This is a genomic window from Phycisphaera sp. (assembly GCA_025916675.1).
GTDB lineage: Bacteria > Planctomycetota > Phycisphaerae > Phycisphaerales > UBA1924 > JAHCJI01.
The window spans coordinates 984060-1002876 of record CP098402.1; the positions used below are offsets into that span (position 1 = coordinate 984060).

15 protein-coding genes and 1 tRNA gene are annotated in these 18817 nt (G+C 68.8%); 6 read left to right on the forward strand and 10 right to left on the reverse strand.

Going from position 1 to position 18817, the window contains the following annotated elements:
- Both NCW75_04215 and NCW75_04220 read right to left on the reverse strand, forming a co-directional pair.
- Positions 1-786, reverse strand: a complete 786-nt coding sequence (locus NCW75_04215; protein UYV13494.1) for a hypothetical protein — start codon at positions 784-786, stop codon at positions 1-3.
- Positions 787-819: 33 nt separating this feature from the next.
- The gene (locus tag NCW75_04220; GenBank protein ID UYV13495.1) at positions 820-2304 is read right to left on the reverse strand and encodes a TraM recognition domain-containing protein; all 1485 of its coding nucleotides are present in this window, start codon (positions 2302-2304) and stop codon (positions 820-822) included.
- Positions 2305-2582: 278 nt separating this feature from the next.
- Here NCW75_04220 and NCW75_04225 point away from each other — a divergent pair, with 278 nt between their 5' ends.
- Positions 2583-4913 carry a helix-turn-helix domain-containing protein gene (locus tag NCW75_04225; protein ID UYV13496.1) on the forward strand — a complete coding sequence of 777 codons (2331 nt, stop codon included), beginning with the start codon at positions 2583-2585 and terminating at the stop codon, positions 4911-4913.
- A gap of 138 nt (positions 4914-5051) precedes the next feature.
- Here the strand turns inward: NCW75_04225 and NCW75_04230 are convergent.
- Positions 5052-5138: transfer RNA gene (locus NCW75_04230), tRNA-Ser, on the reverse strand.
- A gap of 73 nt (positions 5139-5211) precedes the next feature.
- Here NCW75_04230 and NCW75_04235 point away from each other — a divergent pair.
- The 3 genes from NCW75_04235 to NCW75_04245 all read left to right on the forward strand — a co-directional run bounded on the left by NCW75_04235 (position 5212) and on the right by NCW75_04245 (position 7476).
- Positions 5212-5802, forward strand: a complete 591-nt coding sequence (locus NCW75_04235) for a biotin transporter BioY (GenBank protein UYV13497.1) — start codon at positions 5212-5214, stop codon at positions 5800-5802.
- A gap of 101 nt (positions 5803-5903) precedes the next feature.
- Entirely contained in the window at positions 5904-6242 is a 339-nt protein-coding gene (locus NCW75_04240; protein ID UYV13498.1) for a YciI family protein, read from the forward strand.
- Positions 6202-7476 carry a sigma-70 family RNA polymerase sigma factor gene (locus NCW75_04245; protein ID UYV13499.1) on the forward strand — a complete coding sequence of 425 codons (1275 nt, stop codon included), beginning with the start codon at positions 6202-6204 and terminating at the stop codon, positions 7474-7476. The genes NCW75_04240 and NCW75_04245 overlap by 41 nt, the downstream gene beginning before the upstream one ends.
- Here the strand turns inward: NCW75_04245 and NCW75_04250 are convergent.
- Positions 7473-8648: a DegT/DnrJ/EryC1/StrS family aminotransferase gene (locus NCW75_04250; GenBank protein ID UYV13500.1), complete on the reverse strand. Its 1176-nt coding sequence runs from the start codon at positions 8646-8648 to the stop codon at positions 7473-7475. The two genes, NCW75_04245 and NCW75_04250, sit on opposite strands and share 4 nt — an antisense overlap.
- Before the next feature lie 112 nt (positions 8649-8760).
- Here NCW75_04250 and hpt point away from each other — a divergent pair, with 112 nt between their 5' ends.
- Complete coding sequence (hpt, locus tag NCW75_04255; protein ID UYV13501.1) at positions 8761-9330, forward strand: hypoxanthine phosphoribosyltransferase; 570 nt, start codon at positions 8761-8763, stop codon at positions 9328-9330.
- Between the two features lie 8 nt (positions 9331-9338).
- Here hpt and NCW75_04260 read toward each other — a convergent pair whose 3' ends face one another.
- From NCW75_04260 to NCW75_04280, 5 genes are all read right to left on the reverse strand, one after another.
- Complete coding sequence (locus NCW75_04260; GenBank protein ID UYV13502.1) at positions 9339-10046, reverse strand: hypothetical protein; 708 nt, start codon at positions 10044-10046, stop codon at positions 9339-9341.
- Positions 10047-10585: 539 nt separating this feature from the next.
- Entirely contained in the window at positions 10586-12346 is a 1761-nt protein-coding gene (locus NCW75_04265) for an FG-GAP-like repeat-containing protein (GenBank protein ID UYV13503.1), read from the reverse strand.
- A gap of 144 nt (positions 12347-12490) precedes the next feature.
- On the reverse strand, positions 12491-14290 hold the full coding sequence (locus NCW75_04270; protein ID UYV13504.1) for a hypothetical protein: 1800 nt from the start codon (positions 14288-14290) through the stop codon (positions 12491-12493).
- The gene (locus NCW75_04275) at positions 14283-14885 is read right to left on the reverse strand and encodes a hypothetical protein (protein ID UYV13505.1); all 603 of its coding nucleotides are present in this window, start codon (positions 14883-14885) and stop codon (positions 14283-14285) included. The genes NCW75_04270 and NCW75_04275 overlap by 8 nt, the downstream gene beginning before the upstream one ends.
- A 137-nt stretch (positions 14886-15022) precedes the next feature.
- Positions 15023-15853 carry a phosphoribosylformylglycinamidine synthase subunit PurQ gene (locus NCW75_04280; GenBank protein ID UYV13506.1) on the reverse strand — a complete coding sequence of 277 codons (831 nt, stop codon included), beginning with the start codon at positions 15851-15853 and terminating at the stop codon, positions 15023-15025.
- Positions 15854-15982: 129 nt separating this feature from the next.
- Between NCW75_04280 and NCW75_04285 the strand changes: the two genes are divergently transcribed.
- Positions 15983-17353 (forward strand): DUF1015 domain-containing protein, encoded by a 1371-nt coding sequence (locus tag NCW75_04285; protein ID UYV13507.1) that lies wholly within the window; start codon positions 15983-15985, stop codon positions 17351-17353.
- Here NCW75_04285 and NCW75_04290 read toward each other — a convergent pair.
- Complete coding sequence (locus NCW75_04290; protein ID UYV13508.1) at positions 17350-18795, reverse strand: lipopolysaccharide biosynthesis protein; 1446 nt, start codon at positions 18793-18795, stop codon at positions 17350-17352. The genes NCW75_04285 and NCW75_04290 overlap by 4 nt on opposite strands.
- Positions 18796-18817: the final 22 nt, after the last annotated feature.

An 18817-nucleotide genomic window follows, 5' to 3' on the forward strand; every position in this document is an offset into this window, starting at 1 on the left:
TCACCACCTGAGGACTTGCGTCGAAACCGTGTCCCTCGCCTCATTGGCGGGGATCTGCGCCAGGCCTTCGGCCTCGCGCTCCTGCGACGCCGATCGCTCGCCGGCCATCGTGTCGGCCATCGACTGCTGCTCCAGCTCGCGATCGGTGATCTGCATGATCTGGAGCCGCGTCTTGGCCAGGATCAGGGCGGCATCGCACACCATGCACAGGGCGACGAGCACCAGCACGCCGCTGATCGCCCACAGATCTCGCGGTGCCGGCAGCACGGTCTGCTCGATTGCGAAGACGACCACCGCGAGCAGGAGGATGACCGCCGGCTCCCCGACGAGGTTCATCCACAAGGCCGGGCTCTTCGTCCTGCCGAACACCGTGAGCCAGAGGGGGGCGAGCAGGGCGTGGGCGGACCCGAGGTCCTGGGAGTGGATCGGCCGCTTCGAGCCTCGGAAGAACCGGACGATCGCGATGATCGCCTGGCACGCCACCGATAGGAACACGATGTTCTGGAAGATGAACAGCGGGGCTTGCCAGCGGGTGTCCTGGTAGGCGCCGCAGGCGGTGCTGAGGATGAAATACGCCAGCGGGTACCGCCAGAGCGCGACCGCGGTCCCAACGCGCCATCGCATGAGGCAGAGCACCCACGCCCCTGCGGACGCGGTGATCAGCCGGAACAGCGAGATAATCCCCTGGCCCAGGGCGAAGACGCCCTTGCCCACGGCCTTGACAGCTTGCGTGTTGCCCTGGATCTCCTTGAGCGAGCCCATCATACTGAATTCCTGATCCTGCATCGAGTATCTCCTGCGTTGTGGAATGCGTGCGGCCTACTCCGGCCGATACTGGTTGAACGCGACCTTGATCGAGGGGCGGCCGGTGGCCCGCCACGTCCGGCCCGAGACCGAGCAGAACGCCTCGGTCTGCCAGTTGCAAGCCGGACCGCCGCGGGCCAGCTTGAGCAGCTCGATGGCCGGTACGTCGTCGTGCAGGTCCAGCGAGAAGTTGGCATTGCGGCCACCCGAGCCACCACTCGCACCAGACGACCCCGCGCTGCCCTCGCGTTCGGACATGCCGTGGCTGACGCGGGCCTGCCACGACTTGGCGAAGACCTCGCTGGCGTACCGCAGGGTTTCGGGGTCCGAGGTAGCCCCGAAGAACTTGACCGCAGGCAGGCCGAGGATCGCATCGGCGGCGGCGCGGGGATCGGGCCCGCCCGAGCACGCGGCGCGGATGTTTCCCACGCACTGGGTGGCCAGGACCATGCAGCCGAGCCGGTCCCGGGCCGTCCGCATGAAGGCCGGATCGTCCTCGGGATCGAGGAACTCCTGGAACTCGTCGGCGACCAGCACGACGGGCCGCGACGCATCGCTCATGGGCCGGCGCAGGATCGCTCGCTGGATCGCCGTCAGCCAGATGCGTTGGATGGTGGCCCCGACGGCCCCGTACAACTGGAGCGGCGCATCGAGGACGAGCACCGGCGAGCGAGCGAAGCAATCCGCGGGGGTCCACGTATCCGGCGTGCCGCACAGCGCCTCGCCGATGGGGCCACGGATCAGCGGGTCGAGGGCCGACGAGATCGTGGCAACGGTGGATGCCCTCGTGCGTTCGGGCGTGGTGGGGGCGGTCACGAGCAGGAAGCGGCCGGCGGTCTCCAGGTCCGCCGCCTCGGCCGGCCCGAGCTTCTTCCGGCTGGCCACTCGCAATGCCGCGAACGCCGGGCACCGGTTCTGCCAAGCGGGATCGTGGACCTCTTCCAGGCTTGCTGGCAGGGCCTGCAGCGTCTCGTAGATCAGCCGGTAGCTCAGCGGCACCCCGGCGATGACGAAGATCGTCGCGACATTCCTCGTGTATCGCTCGGCGTCCGACCGCCAGAAGCCGTCGACTCCGGATCCACCGGCACCGCCCTGGCGACGCAGTGGCAGGGTGATCAGCCGCGTCAGGTCCTCGACCAGGCCGCCGCCGGCATCCTCGCGGAACTGCTCGAAGGCCAGCGGGTTGAACCGGTCGACGCCGATGGCCACGCGACGCACCGGCCTGCCCCAGCTGGCGGCGAGGTGCGTCCAGTAGTCGGGATCGCTGGGCTTGACCGAGACGTGGACCAGCGAGCAGCCCAGGGCGTGGGCCCCGCCGACGAGGTGGGCGAGCACGCCCGAGGTCTTGCCCGAGCCGCTGTCGCCCAGGACCAGCACGCCCCCGCCCAGGATGTCGCGCACGCTGAGGCCGTCCTCGCGGCGGTTGAAGTTGAGCAGGAGTTGGTCCAGGTCGAATCCGGGGCTTGCAATCGGGCTTATCTTGCGACGACGCCAGCGCATGCCCGGATCCTCCTTCGACCTCGATTGCCAGACGAAGATGGCCCGGCCGGGTGGGGGCACACCCGGCCGAGCCGGTGGAGGGGATCTGAAGGGCTGGGAGTTTGGGAATCCGCACGAAGACCACCGCTCGCGCGGCGTCGCATCCCCGGAAGCGGGGGGGCGTGCCCTGTTCTCGCGTGCGACTCGCCATGACCAACCCGCTTCCTTGATCTGAAGCTCTCGTTCCCGCGATACCGATGAGCATTCTGCCGGAAGAACGACCCAGCGAGCGGACAGAAATGGGACAAGAAGCGGACAATCGAGCGGCCAAGCGGACACCGACGCCGGCCAACCCGGTGGTAAGCGCGGCCGTCATCGAGCCGCAGGTGGGTTACACGGTCGATCCCCAGCGGCTCAAGCGGCTGCGGGGCACGCGCACCATGGTCGAGCTGGTGGCCGGCATCGCCGGCTTCTCGAGTGACAAGTACCGCAAGATCGAATCGGGCAAGACCAGGACCGTCGTCGGGTCCGATCTGTGTGCCATCGCCGGCAAGCTGGGCGTGCCGCCGACGGCGCTGCTGTCGATGGACCATCCGGATCGCACCATGTTGCCCGGTCGGGCCGAATCCGCAGTATCTCTACCGGTGATGACCAGCGGCCAGGCCCACAACGTTGAGCGTGTGATCGAAGGGCTTGACCAGGACGTGCGCATCCAGACGCTGACCGGACCACGAGGCGTGGGCAAGTCGACCGTCGCCATGCATCTCATTACAGAAACGCAGAGGCGCCTGGACACTCGTGCTCGATTCGCTTCGCTGCTCGACCAATGCCAGCCCTGGGAGCTCTGGCGATCCCTGGGCGTCCAGAGCATCGGCCGTGATGCCGACTCGGGCCGGACCCGCGTCGAGGTCATCGATGCGCTCCGCGACGACACGGCCGTCCTAATCCTCGACGTCGATGGCACGCCCTGCCCCTCGACCATCGAGCAGATCGAGACGATCACGCGGTTCTGCGATGGCCTCAATATCGTCGTGGCAGCGGAGCGTGCATTGGATCTCCCGGGTGAACGCGTGGAACCGATCGAGCCGGTCCGTTTCGACCCGAAGATGGTGTCGAGCGCGGACGATCTCGGCGAGAGCGACGCGTGGCAGCTCGTCGTCGCGGAGTTACCACGCGATCGCGCATCGAATCTGCTCGATGGGGTCCGGTTCCCAGAGCTCGTCTCATTGCTCGGCTTGGGCGACGGCACGCCAGGGTGGTTCGTCGCGGTGGGACGAGAGCTCCGTGAGCACGAGCCGGGGGACATCGCGCGGCGCATCGCCACGCGCGAGTTGTCGTTCTCATCGGGTGCCGATCGCACGTGGGACCAGCGCGTCCGGCGGGCGAGCGAGTCGATCTCGATCGATCAGCTCTCGGTGCTGGCCATCCTGCCACGGTCGTTCGTGCTCGAAGACATCCGGGGCCTCGCCGGCCTGGGCACATCGGAGATCGAGCGGATCCTCGGGATCGCGCAGGACCACTGGCTCATCGAGAAGAACGGCGATCGGTTCATCATCCCACGCGCGGCACAGCAAGCGTGCGCGAGGCTGGGCGGCTCCGCACACCAGCGCGCGATCGACGGACTGCTGGCCAGGCTCCCGGCCCACGACGCGCCGCCGCAGGAACTCGCCGCCTTCGATGTGCATGGCCACATGGCGGCGCTGCACCTGGCTGCCATCGGGGCCAGTGAGGGGCAGATGCCGGACCTGGCCAAGCGGATCATCGCGTTGCTGATCCCCGCGTGCATGAGGCCGACGCGATGGAGCGAGGTCACGGCGATGGCCGTCGATCTTGAGCGCCGCCTGGCGGATATCGAGGGCATCTCAACGGTGCCCATCGCACGATGGGCGGGCACCGGGGCATTGGTGACGGGCGACCTCGATGCCGCGAGGTACTGGGCCGGGCGGTGCGTCGAGCGAGCCACGAAGAACGTCGAGCGGGCGGCCGGACTGAACGTGCTCGCGGCGTGTCGCCTGAGTGGGAAGGACCTGTCGCGATCCGACCTCGACGACTCGCTGGCCGACTGGATCGAGGCTCGCCGCCTGTACGACGAGGTCGACGACACGATGAGCGTCCTGACCATGGATGCAAATATCGCGATTGTCTACGAGTCGGTCGGGGATCTGGACGCGTCCCTCGAATCAACGAGCAATTGGTCCCAGATCGGAGGTATCCTCCATGTCCAACTGGCGATCACGAGGGCTCGCGTGTTGTTGCGAGTTGGACGGACGGACGAAGCGATCGAGATCATCACGGCGATCAAAGACGATGACGCCCTCGCGAATCCGATGGCGTCGATCGCGTTCGTCACGCTGCTCGCGTTTGCCGTACTTGCACGCGAGGGCGTCACCCTTCCCCGGTCGCGTCTCGACGGGCGGCAGGGGTCTGGGTCTGCGGACTATTCGCTGGCTGCCGAGGCCCTGGCCCGGTCCAAGCTCATCGCGATGCTCGAAGGGATCGACCCAGGCCTGCTCGACCGCATCGATTGGGCGTGGGTGGAATCCACGGTCACGCCGCGTGCGATCACCGAGTTGCAAGACGCGGGCGACGTGTCCGGCTTGGCTCGTCGTGTGCTGAAAACGCAGGCGTGAGCGCCGTTGCGGAGAATCTCTAGGAACCCAGCGCGAGGCGCGAAAAACGCCGATTTTGGTACCCACTTGGAACCCAGGGGTGTTTTGTCCTTGCAAAACGGCTCTGAGAGACTCTCAAGCAGGCTTTTCTTGTACAAGCGGAGAGGGGGGGATTCGAACCCCCGATGACCCGAAGGCCATACCGGATTTCGAATCCGGCGCGTTCAGCCGCTCCGCCACCTCTCCGGGATGGGGAAGGCAATCTGTAGGCTCGCCAGGGGTGATTGGCGAGCCGGCGACGTGCCAACAATCGCACCTTATGGCACAATCTCCCGAACTCAGCCGCTCCAACGAACAGCCATTGACTCGGGCCCACCTCTGGGGCATCGGCGTGCCGGGCTTCGCTCTGCTGACGGCGGCCGGTGCCCACGTGAGCATCCCGATGGAGCCCTACGGCTTGCCAATGACACTTCAGACCTTGTTTGTTGTTCTGGCGGCCTTGTGCTTGGGACCGAGAGCTGGGGCCCTGAGCATGCTGCTGTACATCGTGGCAGGCGTGGTAGGGGTTCCCCTGTTTGCCGAGGGCGAGGTCGGCTTGGGAGTCATCCTTGGCCAATCCGGAGGATACATCGCCGGATTCCTGGCCTGCCAGCCCATCGTGGGCGTGATCGTCAGGCGGGCGGACGGGCTGCCGCGAGGCTGGCTCGCGATCGTGGCCGGCGTTCTGGCCGCCCATGCGGTCGTGTTCGCCTTTGGTGTGCCGTGGCTGGCCATGGTGCGCGAGATTTCGATCGGTGAGGCGATCCGTTGGGGCATGGTGCCATTCCTTCCGGGCATGGTCATCAAGAGCGTGATTGCGGTACTCATCGGTCTGGCTGCGGCCCCCTGGTGCGTGCGGCGGGTGTGGTAAGAAATTTTCGATTGCCTTGTCGAATCGCAGGCCGCTCGTTCGTCTACAGGTGAGCGCGAGCGCGGCTCGCCGACACTGGCAGACCTCCCCGGAGCCGAATCATGCCCAAATTCATGCTCTTGTTGTTCGATAACCCGTCCGATTACGCCGACCTGACGCCCGAGCAGATGCAGCAGGTGGTGAAGGAATACGGTGCGTGGGCCCAGAAGATGGGCAAGGCCGGCAAGCTCGAAGGCGGCGAGAAGCTGGCCGACGAGGGCGGCAAGGTCATTACGCAAAGCGGCGTGACCGATGGTCCGTTCGCCGAGAGCAAAGAAGTGCTGGGCGGGTACTTCACCATCAACGCGTCCTCGTACGACGAGGCGGTCGAACTGGCCAGCAGCAGCCCCCACGTGAAGTATGGCGCCAGCACCCACGTCCGGCAGATCGACGCCCACTAACCGGGCCGGACTGCATGAGCTCGTTGACCACCTGTTCCGGTACGAGTCGGGCAGGCTGTCGGCGTCGCTCGTCGCGGTCTTTGGTCCGAGCAAGCTCGACCTGATCGAAGACGTGGTGCAGGAGGCGCTCGTCGAGGCCCTTCGGCATTGGCGATTCAATGGTGTGCCCGAGAATCCCGCCGCTTGGCTGACACAGGTTGCCAGGCGGCGGGCTCTTGATGCGCTCCGGCGCGATGCCACGCTGCGCCGGCACGAGCCCAAGTTGCGCGCTTGGGCGGAGCGCAACGCGTACACGCGAGTGCAAGGCGAGCTCGATGAGCAGCTCCGGTTGATGCTGATGTGCTGCCACCCCGGGCTGCCCCGAGAGCAACGGGTGGCGCTCACGCTCAAACTGGTGGCCGGCCTGGGCACGGGCGAGATCGCGCGGGCATTCCTGATCACCGAGTCGGCCGCGGCCCAACGGCTGGTGCGCGCGAAGAAGGTGATCCGCGAAAACGGCATCTCGATGGACATGCCCGAGGCTGGCGAGCTTCGCCCGCGGCTGCGCAGCGTCCTGGAGACGGTGTACCTGCTGTTCAACGAGGGGTACGCCGCGGGCGAAGGGGATCAGGTCGTGAGGCGAGACAGGCTGGAGGAGGCGTGCCGGCTGGGGGCAATGCTCGTTCAGGACGAGCGCACGGCTAGCCCCTCGGCCCACGCATTGCTGGCGCTCATGCTGTTCCACGCCTCGCGGCTTGATACGCGTAGCGATGCCGATGGGGCGCTGCTTCTGCTGGAAGATCAGCCACGTCAAGACTGGGACCAGGGGCTCATCGCACGCGGTTTCCACCACCTGCAACGCGCGGCCGGTGGCGACGAGCTTACGGCGTACCACCTCGAGGCGGGCATCGCGGCGATCCACGCGCGGGCGATTGGCTTCGACGAGACGAACTGGGATGAGATCGTCGCGTTGTATGATCTGCTGCTCGAGCAGAAGCCCGGGCCGGTGGTGGGGCTCAATCGCGCTGTGGCGATCGCGATGGCGCACGGAGCGACCGCTGGGTTGGCCGAGCTTGATGCCATCGGCCCCATGGGCGGCTACCCGCACCACGCGATCGTGCGGGGCGAGCTATTGCGCCGGGCCGAGCGCACCAGTGAGGCCCGCGAGCAGCTAGCACGGGCTCTCGCGATGCCATGCTCCGAGCCGCAGCGAGCCTTCGTGGAACGCAAGATCGCTGCGCTCGGTGAGTCCTAACGGCGGTAGTGACCCGCAACCTTCGCGATCGCCTCGCCGATCTTGGTCACCGTCGGGCCATCCAATTCGTGGTGCATGGGCAGGCTGAACACTTTGGTGGCCAACGCGTCGGCGACCGGCGGATGGTCCGTCACGTGGTCCTTGAACGCGGGCTGGCGCGTGAGCGAGCGCGGGTAGTGGATGGCCGTCGGCACGCCCTCGGCGTTCAGGGCTTTGACGAACGTGTCGCGGTCGCAAGCGAACTGCTCGGGGTCCATCTTGGCGGTGTACAGGTGCCAAGCGGCGTCGGCTCCCTCGGTGCGGCCGGGGGCGCTGATGCCCTTGATGCCGCCCTCGTAGTCCACGATCATGTTGTCGTACTGGTCGGCGGCCTCTCGACGGGCGCAGGTCTCTTCCAGCAGGCGGTCGAGGCGCGAGCAGCCGATAGCGCCGGTGATGTCGTTCATCCGGTAGTTGAAGCCGATGCGCTCGTGCGTGTACTTCTCGGTTTCGCCGTGGCTGCGCATGAGGGCGATGTCGTGGGCGAGCTCGTCGTCGTTGACGGTGATCATGCCGCCCTCGCCGGTGCCCAGATTCTTGGTGGCGTAGAACGAGTAGGTGCAGGCATCGCCAAACTCGCCGATGCCGTCGCCCTTGTACGTCGCCAGGTGGCTCTGGGCGCAGTCGTAGACAACCTTGAGGTTACTCGCCTTGGCCAGTTCCTGCAGGGCCTTGATGTCCACGGGCATGCCGTACATATGGGTCGCGGCGATGCCCTTGGTCTTGGGGGTGACCTTCCGCGCCGCGTCGGCGACGTCGATCTGCATCGTGTCCTCGAGGGCGTCGACCCACACGGGCTTGAGCCCGGCGGCCACGATCATGCTGGCCGTGGCGACGTAGGTCCACGCGGGCACGAGCACCTCGTCGCCGCGCTCGAACAAGACGCCGTAGGCGAGTTGGAGGGCGCAGGTGCCGTTGGCGCAGGTCAGGCCGTGCTTGGCGCCCGATGCCTTGGCGAAGCGTTCCTCGAGCTCGGCGCACTTCTTGGAGGCCCGGAGCATCCCGCTCTTGAGGACCTCGTGGGCGGCCTCGACGTCCTGGGGCTTCAGGCCCGGCTTCATGAACGCGACGGGCGAGTCGAAGACGGGGTTGCCACCGTCGAGGGCGAGCTTGCGGGCCGTGGCCTGGGTCATCTGTCTCTCCGTAAACCCACGCGGCGAGGGCGTGGCGATGGTGCCAAAGGGAATGCTAGGTGCCCGGCGTGCGGGTGGGCCCTCTCTCAAGGTTTCCCTACAGTGGTCGCCTATGCCCCCCGACCATCCCTCCAAGAAGCACGCCGAAGTCGACCGCATCCTCATCGACCGCTCCGCCATCGCGACGCGGGTGGCCGAGATGGGCGCCCAGATCGCCAGCGACCTCGAGCTCTCCACCGGGGCCGATCGCCTCGTCGTTGTGCCGGTCATGACCGGGGCCCTCGTCTTCGCCGCCGACCTGGTCCGCACCATGCCCATGCGGCTGCGGCTGGAACTCATCCAGGCGTCGAGCTATCCCGGCCAATCGACCACCAGCCAGGGCGTGACGCTCGGCTCGGGGCCAACCGAAGAGCTGGCCGGCGCGCACGTCCTGATCCTCGACGACATCTTCGATAGCGGCCGCACTCTGGCGGCTGTGCGCGGCCTGGTCGAGGCCATCGGCCCGGCGAGTGTGCGGACGGCCGTGCTGCTCCGCAAAGAAGTCGAGCGCGCCGTTCACATCGAACCCGACTACATCGGTTTTGATGTGCCCGACGAGTTCGTGGTGGGGTATGGGCTGGACTACGACGGGTGGTATCGGAACCTGCCGAATATCGCGGTGCTGCGGCAGCCGGGCGGATAACGCGGCGGTTACGCCGCGCGATCGCTCGAGGGCCCGGCCTTCTCGGCGGGCTCCGTGCTGGCCGCGGCCTTCTCGCGGCCGAACGTCGCCGTGGCCGGCTCGCTCCATTCGCTGGCGGTGGTGCCGCGGCGGCTGGGCCGCACGCCGCGGGCGCGGTAGAAGATCGCCGCCGCGCCGCGGGGCGGGCAGTCGTCGATCCACCGCTTGCTGGTGCCGCTGGCGATCGTCGCCCACTCGCCGGCCGTCCCCTCGACGGGCACGACCTGCCGCTGGACCTCATAGACCGCGCCGTCGCCGCTGGCCTCGAATCTCACCTCGATGGCCCCGCCGTTGAGCAGACGCGCGTCGATGGGGATCGGCCGGGGCGGCTCGCCGCGCGGGGCGCCCCGGGCGGGCGGCGCGATGGCCGCCAGCGCGTAGACCTCGGCGTCGCCCGTGTACCGGGCGTACCCGTCGATGGTGCGCACCAGCGCGCCGAACGCGCGCCGCAGCCGCGCCATCGCCTCGCGCCGGGCGTTGTTGGAGGCCCGGGCCCTGCTCCGAAGCGACACGTACTCGCGGGTGCGCTCGGTGGTCTCTTCGAGCAGCTCGACCAGCGTGCCCACCTGCTGGGGCGACAGGCCGATGTCGCCGGGCGCGCCCTGCTGCCAGCGCGTCGCCAGGCTCCGGCAGGTGTCCAGGAACTTCGCGTCGTCCTTTGGTGCTCGGCGTGCCATCGTGGTTGCTACCCCGTCTTCGTGCCACGGGTCCCGTGGCACGGCGAACGGCCGCCGCGTCGCGATCCCGGTGCGTTCGTGCCCCCCTGGCATCGTCATGAAGGATGCGACGCTTGAGCCCAAGCCGCAAACACGCGAAAGAACGCCGCCCCGGGCGCAAGAGCTGCGCCCGATTCGCCGATGGCGGACGGCTCTGGGCCCCCGGCGCCGCTTCCGGGCCCTCCGGCGGACGCTCCCATTGCCGATCCGCGTGCCCGCGCTGCGGGGGCACGGTCCGCCCAAGCGGGGGCGGCGGCCGGGCGAAAACGGCGGCCGCCGGGGCTGGTTCGGCGGGCGGGGGTGTGATGGGGGCGGGCTGATGGAAGGCACCCCGGCCGCGCGATGCCTCGGGCTCGGCCTGCGCCTACGGGGATGCCGCGTCGGGTGCCGCCCACGCACGGCCCCGCCGGCGAGGCGACAAGCTTCTATCCCAAGCCCGAAGGGCGTGGCCTCGCTGGCGAAGCACAAGACGAACCCGGCCCCGCCGGCGAGGTGACAAACTAGCACCCCGCGTCGAAGGCCGTCTGGAACGCCAGGAAATCGAACAGCGTGAGCTCGCCGTCGCCGTCCAGGTCGGCCCGCGGGTCGCCGTCGTCGAAGAGGTTCTGGAACGCGAGGAAGTCGAAGACGGTCAGCGCGCCGTCGCGGTCGATGTCGGCGGCGCACGGCGGTCCGCCCGCGGCACCGCCGAAGACCACGAAGGCCGCGCCCGGATTTCCGCCGCTGCCCGGTCTTCCGGGCCCGCCGAGCACGAGGTCGTCCAGGCCGTCGCCGTTGAGGTCGCCCAGGCCGGCGACGGAGGTGGCGACGTAGTGCTGCTGCATGTATCCGTCGATGGAGACGAACCGGTCCCGGCTGGTCCCAAGCTCGAGCCGGCCGGGCCAGGTGCGCGCGCCGCGGAGCACTAGCCCCCGGCCGGCGCTCGAGATGAACGGGCTGAACCCGGTGAGGGCGGCGCCAATGAGGGCGTCGTCCAGGCCGTCGCCGTCGAAGTCGCCGATGGCCGCGGCGCTGGAGCCGAAATAGCGGGTGCCCTCGAAGTTGGCGCTCAACTCGACGCCGCGTGAGGCGTCCAGGACCCACAGCGGCTCGATGGGCAGGAAGCCGTCGCCGGGCGCGCGGCCGAAGCGGATCCAGGCCCGGCCGTCGACCGAGCCGCTGGGGCCGTAGGAGGGCGAGAAGAACCCGAAGTCGTCGCGACCATCGCCGTTGAGGTCGCCCAGGAACGCGGGAGACATGCTCGTGCGTTCCTCCAGCGCGTCGAACCGCACGCCGGCGCTCAAGGGCATGCTGGGAAGGTCGATCGAGGAGCCGCCACGTCCGTGGTCCGGCGAGCCGAAGACCAGGTACACCCGGCCCGCGCCATCGCGGCCGGCGGGCGATGTCCGTGGGGCACCAACGAGCAGGTCGTCCACGCCGTCGCCGTTGGCGTCGCCGGTCATGCCGACGGGGGCGCCGGCGATGGAGGCGCCCGCCGATTGCCCGGGACCGCCGCGCAGTGTCATGCCCACCGACGCGGGCCACGATCCCAGCGTGAGCGCGTCGGGGAACGGGTCATCGCCGCCCGGCACGTCGCGGCCCCAGATGACGTAGGCCTCGCCGCCCGCGCCCGCGTTGGCGGCACCCAATGCCAGGTCGGGCCGGCCGTCGGCGTTGAAATCTCCCGCAGACGCCACGGTGACCGCCGCGACGGACAGCGGGCTGCCCGACGCGAGCGCCAACGTGCGCACGCCCGGGTCGTCCAGGCTTATGCTCGCCGGGAAGCCGCCCTCGCGGCCGAAGAGCACGTAGGCCCGGCCGATGCTCTCGGTGCGATCGAAGCAGCCGATGGCCAGATCGTCGTAGCCGTCGCCGTCCAGGTCGCCGATGCGGGCGAGGTAGAAGCCCAAGCCCACGACGCCGGCCGGCGGTGTCACCCGTGTGCCGACGCCCCCGGGCAACGCCTCGAGCGACTCTTGTGCGGCGAAGGGCGTGGCCCGGCCGTAGACGAAATAGACCGCGCCGGGCCCGCCGTCGCCGCCGCCGGCGTCGGGCTCGCCCACGGCCAGGTCGTCGATGCCGTCACCGTTGAGGTCGCCGGCGAAGGCAACCGATTCGCCGGCCTGGCCCAGCGGGTCGGTCCCGTCGAAGCGGACACCGTCGGTTCCGTCGAGGTCGCGCAGGCAGATGGCGTCGGGATCGGCGCACGGGGCTTGCGCGAGCGCGACGCCGGTGGTGGTGAGGGCCAGGAGGGGGCCGAGCAGGATCGCGAGTCGTGGCATGGTGCGATCCTCTGGAGGGGTGTTGGGGTGGCAGTGGGGCGACAAGGTTCTCTCCCAGGCCCGAAGGCTGGGCAACAAGCGACCAAGAAGACCCGCGCCGGGCGCAGCCCGCGCATGGGCCCGCCGCCGAGGCGACAAAACGAACTAACAGCCGGCGTCGAAGGCCGTCTGGAACGCGAGGAAGTCGAACAGGGTCAACTCGCCGTCGCCGTCAATGTCGGCACGCGGGTCGCCGGCGTCGAACAGGTTGGCGAACACGAGATAGTCGAAGATGGTCAGGGCACCATCGCCGTCGAAATCGGCCGGGCACGCGACGCACGGCCCAACGGGCAGGTAAAGCACCTCGGGCAAGCCCGGCTCGTCGGCCACGTCGTAGATGCGGGCCGCGATCGCGGCCGGGTCGGTCGTGCCCCAGTCGACGCAGCGTGCGTCGGTGTCGGCGGGGGTGGTGGCCGGGTCGGGCCGAGCGAGGTAGATGTCGCTGCCGAAGAGCGCCGAGTTGCCCGCCAGGCGGTTGCCCACGCCGCCCTCGGGGGCGTTCAGGTCCAGCGCCGAGCCGAGCGGATCGACCGCGATGGCCCCGCCGAAGACCGCCTGATTGCCCTCGAACTCGTTGGCGGCGAAGTCGACCTCGTCGGCGACGACGTACAAGGCGCCGCCGGCCTCGGATGCCGTGTTGTCGAGGTAGACGTCCGGCCGGCCGGGCTCGCCCAGGATCGAGCGGCGCACGCCCGCGCCCAGCCACGCTGCGCCGCCGTACTGGGCGGTGTTGCGCACAAAGGTGTTGCCGGCCGACAGGATGCTACCGTTAGCGTAGATCGCCCCGCCACGCACGGCGCTGTTGCCCTCGAAGCGGTTGTCGTAGAGGTCGACGAACCCACCCAGCGCGAGCGCTCCCCCGTCGCCGGCGGAGCGGTTGTTCAGGAACAGGTTGTCTCGCACGACCGTGGCGCCCGAGAGGGCGGGGCCGGTGGTGTTCTCCTCGAAGCGGCAGCCGGTGACCTCGGCCCCGGCCACGAGCACGCGTCCGCCGCGCCGGAACACGCCGGACCGCAGCGTGCCCGAGCCCGACCTGATAGAGATGTGCGTCGCGTTGCCGTCGTAGCGGCACCCAGAAAAATCGAATCGCCGCGTGCTGGCGAGCAGCCCCTCGCCGTCGCAATCCTCGACCACCAGGTTCCTGGTCTCGATCCAGCCGCCCTCGGTGAACAGGCCCCAGCGGGCCGACACGTCGAAGACCTCGCAGTCGATCAGCACGATGTCCGGCTCGGCGGGCGTGGGGTCGCGGCGCTCGTTGATCTCCAGCCGCATGCCGGCGCCCTGGCGGTCGGCGATGGCGACGTTGCCCACCCGGACGCGCTCGAGCGTAGCCGAGCGCCCGCCGTTGACCGTCAGGCCGGTCTCGGTCGTCGTAAAGACGGTCATGTCCTCGAGCCTGAGGTCGACGCTCTCGGCCGCGTTGATCTCCACGCCCATGCCCGTGACGTCCTGCACGCGCACGTGGCGCAGCAGCGGCTCGCTGAGGGTGACCTCCAGTGCCGCGCCGAAGCCCGCGTCGATGTACTGGAGGCGCACATGCTCGAGCACCGTGCCCGAGACGTACTCACCCGTGTCGGGGTCGAGCACCGCGTCTGACGCGCCGGTGGGCAGCATCAGCCCCCGGCCTCGAAGGAACTCGATGCGATCGTCGGCCGTCCCCCGCGCCACCAGCGTGCCGCGATCGACCGACAGGAACGTCCCTGGCTCGAACTCGACCTCGACGCCCGGCACGATCGTGAGCGTGGCGTTGTTGGTGATGCGCACGGTCTCGGTCACGCTAAAGGGGCTGTCGGCCAGCGCCCAGGTGGCGTCGCTGTCGATGGTCCCGCCCACGGGCGTTTGCGCATCGGCGTGCGTGGCGGCGACGGCGAGCAGCGCGGTGAAGAACACGACCGGCTTACGCATGTTCAATCCTCCTGCAACGGCAAGCCATCGCGATGCCTAGGAGCAGTGCCGCGCCGGCGGGTGCCGGGATCACGCGAATCATGGCCGTGTCGTCCTGGAACCCGTCGAGCCGGCTCTCGGTGCTTGGAGAGTACATATAGGGATAGACGTAGAAGAGCGACGTGCGTGTCTCGAGCATGACATCGAACGGCGCGGCCACGTCCACCGGGGCGGTGTACGTGGCTTCCCAGAACGCGATGGGGTTGCTCGGGTCGCCGTAGATATCGCCCAACCCGTTGATCTGGCCTGCCAGGATGCCCCGAACCCCATGTTCGCCTGGGCTGCCCGCAGTGGTGCCCGGGCCCAGCAACGGGCCAATGAGCCGCACATCGGACAGCCCCGCACCCCCGGTAGATGAATCCAGCCATGTTCCGATGCCACCGACGCAGTAGTCACGGGCCGAATCGAAGTAGGCTTCCAAGCGGATGGTGGTCGACTCGCCGGGCAGGAGGGTCTCGTTGTCCACGGTAATGCGTAGCCCGCTCGGGTCGAGTTGGGCCTGGGCCGCAGCGACAGCCGTGGCCAACACCAGGGCCGCAGTTGATTGCACGAGCATGAGCATCGGCCTCCCTCGCAACACGCTGGCGATCTACGCCGCTTGCTTCTAGGACCTTACCGCCGATCCGGCATTCGACCAGCGAAGCTCGCAATCTTCTTGCACGGTTCCCAAGGGGGTGTTCGGGGTGTATTTGCTTACACCGCCACCGCCGCCGCCTCCACCGCGTTGATGAACATGCGCAGGCCCGGCGCCGGCTCGCCCTGGAGGATGGCGCGATCGAGCCGCGTGTAGTGCGGGTGCCGCGTCCAATCGAGGAAGCGGTCGGGGTGGGGCATGAGCCCGAAGATGCGGCCCGTCGCGTCGCACACGCCGGCGATGGCGCCGGCCGAGCCGTTGAAATTGTCGAGGTAGGTCAGCGGGGCGCGGCCGCTGGTGATGAGGGCGTCGACGGTGGCCTGAGGTGCCACGAAGCGGCCCTCGCCGTGGCCGACGGGCAGCATAAACGACCCCGTCGGATCGTGCGCGAGATCGCGCGTCCAGACGCAGGGGCTATCGGCGTTGACGCCGAGCCGCACCCAGCGGTCGGCGTAGCGGCCGAACTGGTTGTCGCACAGCGCGAGCTCGGGAGCGCTGGGATCTTCGGGCCAATCGATGGCGTGGGGGCTAGAGGAACCGGCCTTGGCCGGCGGCCCCGGCAGCAGCCCGGCCTGCGTCAGCACCTGAAAACCGTTGCAGATGCCGATCATCGCCACGCCCCGAGCGGCCGCCTCGCGCAGGGCGGGGTAGAGCTTCTCGCGGACCAGCAGGGCCAGCACGCGGCCCGAGGCCACGTCGTCGCCGTAGCTGAAGCCGCCGGGGAAGCCGATGAGCCCGTAGCGGTCGAGCGTGCTGGGGTTGTTGGCCAGGGTCCGGACGTGCAGGAGGTCGACATCGGCCCCGGCCAGGCGGAAGCCGAGGGCCATCTCCTCATCGCAATTGATGCCCGCCGCCCGGATGACCAATGCTCTCGTGGGGGCTCGCGTCATGGGCGAGTGTATGGCCTCCGGCCACAACGATTTCGGCCGGCGTGGGGCATATCGTTGCCGCGGCGGGGCCGCCTTGGTGGGGCCGCCCCGAGTGTTCCAACGCGCGACTCGTGATCAGGAGGCTTCGCTATGCCCGCCGTTTTTCCCTTCAGGGCCGTCCAGTTCAAGAATGGCAAGGGCGACGTGAGCGCCTGCATCGCCCCGCCCTACGACGTGCTCGACGCGCGCGGGAAAGAGAAGCTGTTGGCCAAGGGCCCGGCCAACATCGTGGCCGTCGACCTGCCGCACACCCCGGCCAAGGAACTGGGCCCGCCCGAGGCGTACACCAAGGCGGCCGACCTGTACAAGGGCTGGCTCGAGGACGGCACGCTGGCGGCGACCGACAAGCCGGCCATCTTCGCCTACCGCCAGACGTTCGACTTCATGGGCCAGCACTACGAGCGAGCAGGCATGGCCTGCGCCGTCGAGACGCGCCCCTTCGGCCCTCGCGAGGGCGGCGGCGTGCTGCCGCATGAGCAGACTTTTAGCGGCCCGAAGCAGGACCGCTTCGCCCTGATGGAGGCCAGCGCGACCCAGTTCAGCCCGATCTTTGGCCTGCACGCCGACGACGACGGCGCGGCCACGGCGCTCACCAAGAGCGTGATGGACGGTCGCCCCGCCGATATGACCGCCGACATGGGCGATGGCGTGACCCACGAGGTCTGGACTATCGACGACGCGGAGACCATCGCGGCGTATGAGAAGGCGCTCGCGGGCGAGGACGTGTTCATCGCCGACGGGCACCACCGCTACACCACCGCCATCAACTACCTGGCCAAGCTCGAAGAGGCCGGCAAGGACATCGGCCAGGACCACCCCGCCCGCCGCACCATGATCGTGCTGGTGGGCATGAGCGACCCGGGCCTGGCCATCGGCGCCACCCACCGCGTGCTGGGCGGCATGAAGGACTACGACTTCGGCAAGCTCGCCAACGAGCTCGATCAGTACTTCACCCTCGACCGCGTGGGCAACGACCCCAGCCAGATCGAGGCGCACATGGACAAGCGATTCGCCCCGGGCAAGAACGTACTGGGCCTGATCGACTTGGCGACCAACGAGTGCGTGGTCGCCACGCTGAAGGACGGCGACCCGCTGGCCGACAAGTTCGCCAGCAAGCCCGAGGCCTGGCGCAAGCTCGACGTCGCGCTCGTCCAGCACCTGATCGTCGAGAAGGTGTGCGAGCCCAAGTTCAACGGCGGTGAGGCGGTCAAGTGGGCCTTCCCCCACACGGTCGAGGAAGTCATGGAGATCGCCAGCGGCCAGGAGACCGGCGCCGGCGGCGGCGCGGGCTTCGCGCAGGTGGCCGTCATCGTGCGGCCGACGCCGCTGGGCGCCGTCAAGGACATCGGCGCCGCGGGCGAGCTGATGCCCCAGAAGTCGACGTTCTTCTATCCCAAGCTGGCGACGGGGCTGTTCGTGAACCCGCTGACGAGCGAGCTGCCGGTGGGGGCGAACGCCTAAGCGGGTGTGGGCTTGGGCTTGAGCTCACGCAGCCAGGCACGCGCGCCGAGCAGGCGCGTGCGCCAGGCGGGCACCAACATGTAGCACGACCCCGCGGCGATGCCGCTCGCGCCAAGGCCGCAGGCCAGCACGAGCAGTGTCGGCGCGCCCGCTGCGGCCCACACGGCCAGTGCGCCGGCGGCATACGCGAGCGCGGCGGCCGTCGCGCCGGGCGCGATGGCGTGATAAAAGTCCTTGATCGCCACCGGGCTGCGGCGCAGCACGAGGTACACCGCCAGCGGGCTGCGCATGAGCAGGCCACTCAATCCATACGCCATCGCCAGGATCACGATGCCGAACGGCGTGGCGATCAGGAAGCACGCCAGCAGCAACGCGAAGTAGATGCACGAGTACTTGAACTGCTCCTTGGCCCGCCCCTCGGCGATCATGAGCCAGCTCAGCGTGCCCGTGAGCGGTTGCGCGATGGCGGCCAGCCCGAGCCAGCGGAACGTGTCGGGCACCATACCCCAGCCGGGGCCAAGCAGGGTCAGGATGAGCGGATCGGCCGAGGCCATGAGCGTGGCCACGCCCGGCATGGCGACCATCGCCATCAGCGAGATCAGGCGCGTGTAGATGCGGCGGTACCGCTGCGGATCGGACGAGACGAGCCGGCTGAGCGTGGGAATCGCCACCCGGCCTATGGGCGCGGTGACCTGCTGCACGGGGAAGAGCAGCAGGCCGTACGCGCGTGTGTATTGCCCCAGCATGGCCGTGCCGAGCCAGCCACCCACGAGCATGTTGTCGAGGTTGCGACCGCCGTACGAGATCAGGCTGTGGCCGATCATGTACGCACCGAAGCGGGCCATGCTACCCGCACCAGTGCCGCGACGGGGGAGGCCCGGGATCCAGTGGCACGCAACCAGAACCCAGATCGAATCGATGGCCACGCGCGAGACCTGCATGCCCACGAGCGACCAATAGCCGAAGCCCGTTGAGGCCATGGCGATGGCGATGCCGATCGAGCCGGCTTGCGAGGTCACCTGGGCCATCGAGAGCGAGCCCAAGCGCATCTGCCGCTGCATCAGTGCGCGGTGGATGCCCCCGAAGCTGCCTAAGAACGCCGCAACGGCCATGGCCAGCGTGATGTTGAATAGCTCGGGCCGATCGAACAGCAGCACCATGAGTGGCGCGAGCGCGGCGCAGCCGGCGGCGGCCGCCAGCGACATGCCGATATTCAGCCAGAACAGCGTGCTGACCTGCTCGTGGGTGATCTCCTCGCGCTGCACGACGGCCTGGGCGAAGCCCGCGTCCTTGACGATCAGGATGACGCCAATGAACGAGGCGACCAGAGCCACGAGCCCGAAATCGTCGTCGATCAGCAGGCGGCTGAGGATGGCCGTCGAGAGGATGTGCAACCCGAGCGACGAGAACTGGGCACCAAGCGTGAACGCGCCCCCGCGCACGGCGCTGGTTCGCAGGCCTTTC

Bases quoted from the DNA above. Each gene is read 5' to 3' on its own strand.
- NCW75_04245 (UYV13499.1), top strand. From the start codon at position 6,202: ATGGCGCCAGCACCCACGTCCGGCAGATCGACGCCCACTAACCGGGCC.
- NCW75_04265 (UYV13503.1), bottom strand. From the start codon at position 12,346: ATGCCACGACTCGCGATCCTGCTCGGCCCCCTCCTGGCCCTCACCACC.
- NCW75_04225 (UYV13496.1), top strand. From the start codon at position 2,583: ATGGGACAAGAAGCGGACAATCGAGCGGCCAAGCGGACACCGACGCCG.
- NCW75_04260 (UYV13502.1), bottom strand. From the start codon at position 10,046: ATGGCACGCCGAGCACCAAAGGACGACGCGAAGTTCCTGGACACCTGC.
- NCW75_04270 (UYV13504.1), bottom strand. From the start codon at position 14,290: ATGCGTAAGCCGGTCGTGTTCTTCACCGCGCTGCTCGCCGTCGCCGCC.
- NCW75_04285 (UYV13507.1), top strand. From the start codon at position 15,983: ATGCCCGCCGTTTTTCCCTTCAGGGCCGTCCAGTTCAAGAATGGCAAG.
- NCW75_04220 (UYV13495.1), bottom strand. From the start codon at position 2,304: ATGCGCTGGCGTCGTCGCAAGATAAGCCCGATTGCAAGCCCCGGATTC.
- NCW75_04240 (UYV13498.1), top strand. From the start codon at position 5,904: ATGCCCAAATTCATGCTCTTGTTGTTCGATAACCCGTCCGATTACGCC.
- NCW75_04235 (UYV13497.1), top strand. From the start codon at position 5,212: ATGGCACAATCTCCCGAACTCAGCCGCTCCAACGAACAGCCATTGACT.
- NCW75_04275 (UYV13505.1), bottom strand. From the start codon at position 14,885: ATGCTCGTGCAATCAACTGCGGCCCTGGTGTTGGCCACGGCTGTCGCT.
- NCW75_04215 (UYV13494.1), bottom strand. From the start codon at position 786: ATGCAGGATCAGGAATTCAGTATGATGGGCTCGCTCAAGGAGATCCAG.
- hpt (UYV13501.1), top strand. From the start codon at position 8,761: ATGCCCCCCGACCATCCCTCCAAGAAGCACGCCGAAGTCGACCGCATC.
- NCW75_04250 (UYV13500.1), bottom strand. From the start codon at position 8,648: ATGACCCAGGCCACGGCCCGCAAGCTCGCCCTCGACGGTGGCAACCCC.
- NCW75_04280 (UYV13506.1), bottom strand. From the start codon at position 15,853: ATGACGCGAGCCCCCACGAGAGCATTGGTCATCCGGGCGGCGGGCATC.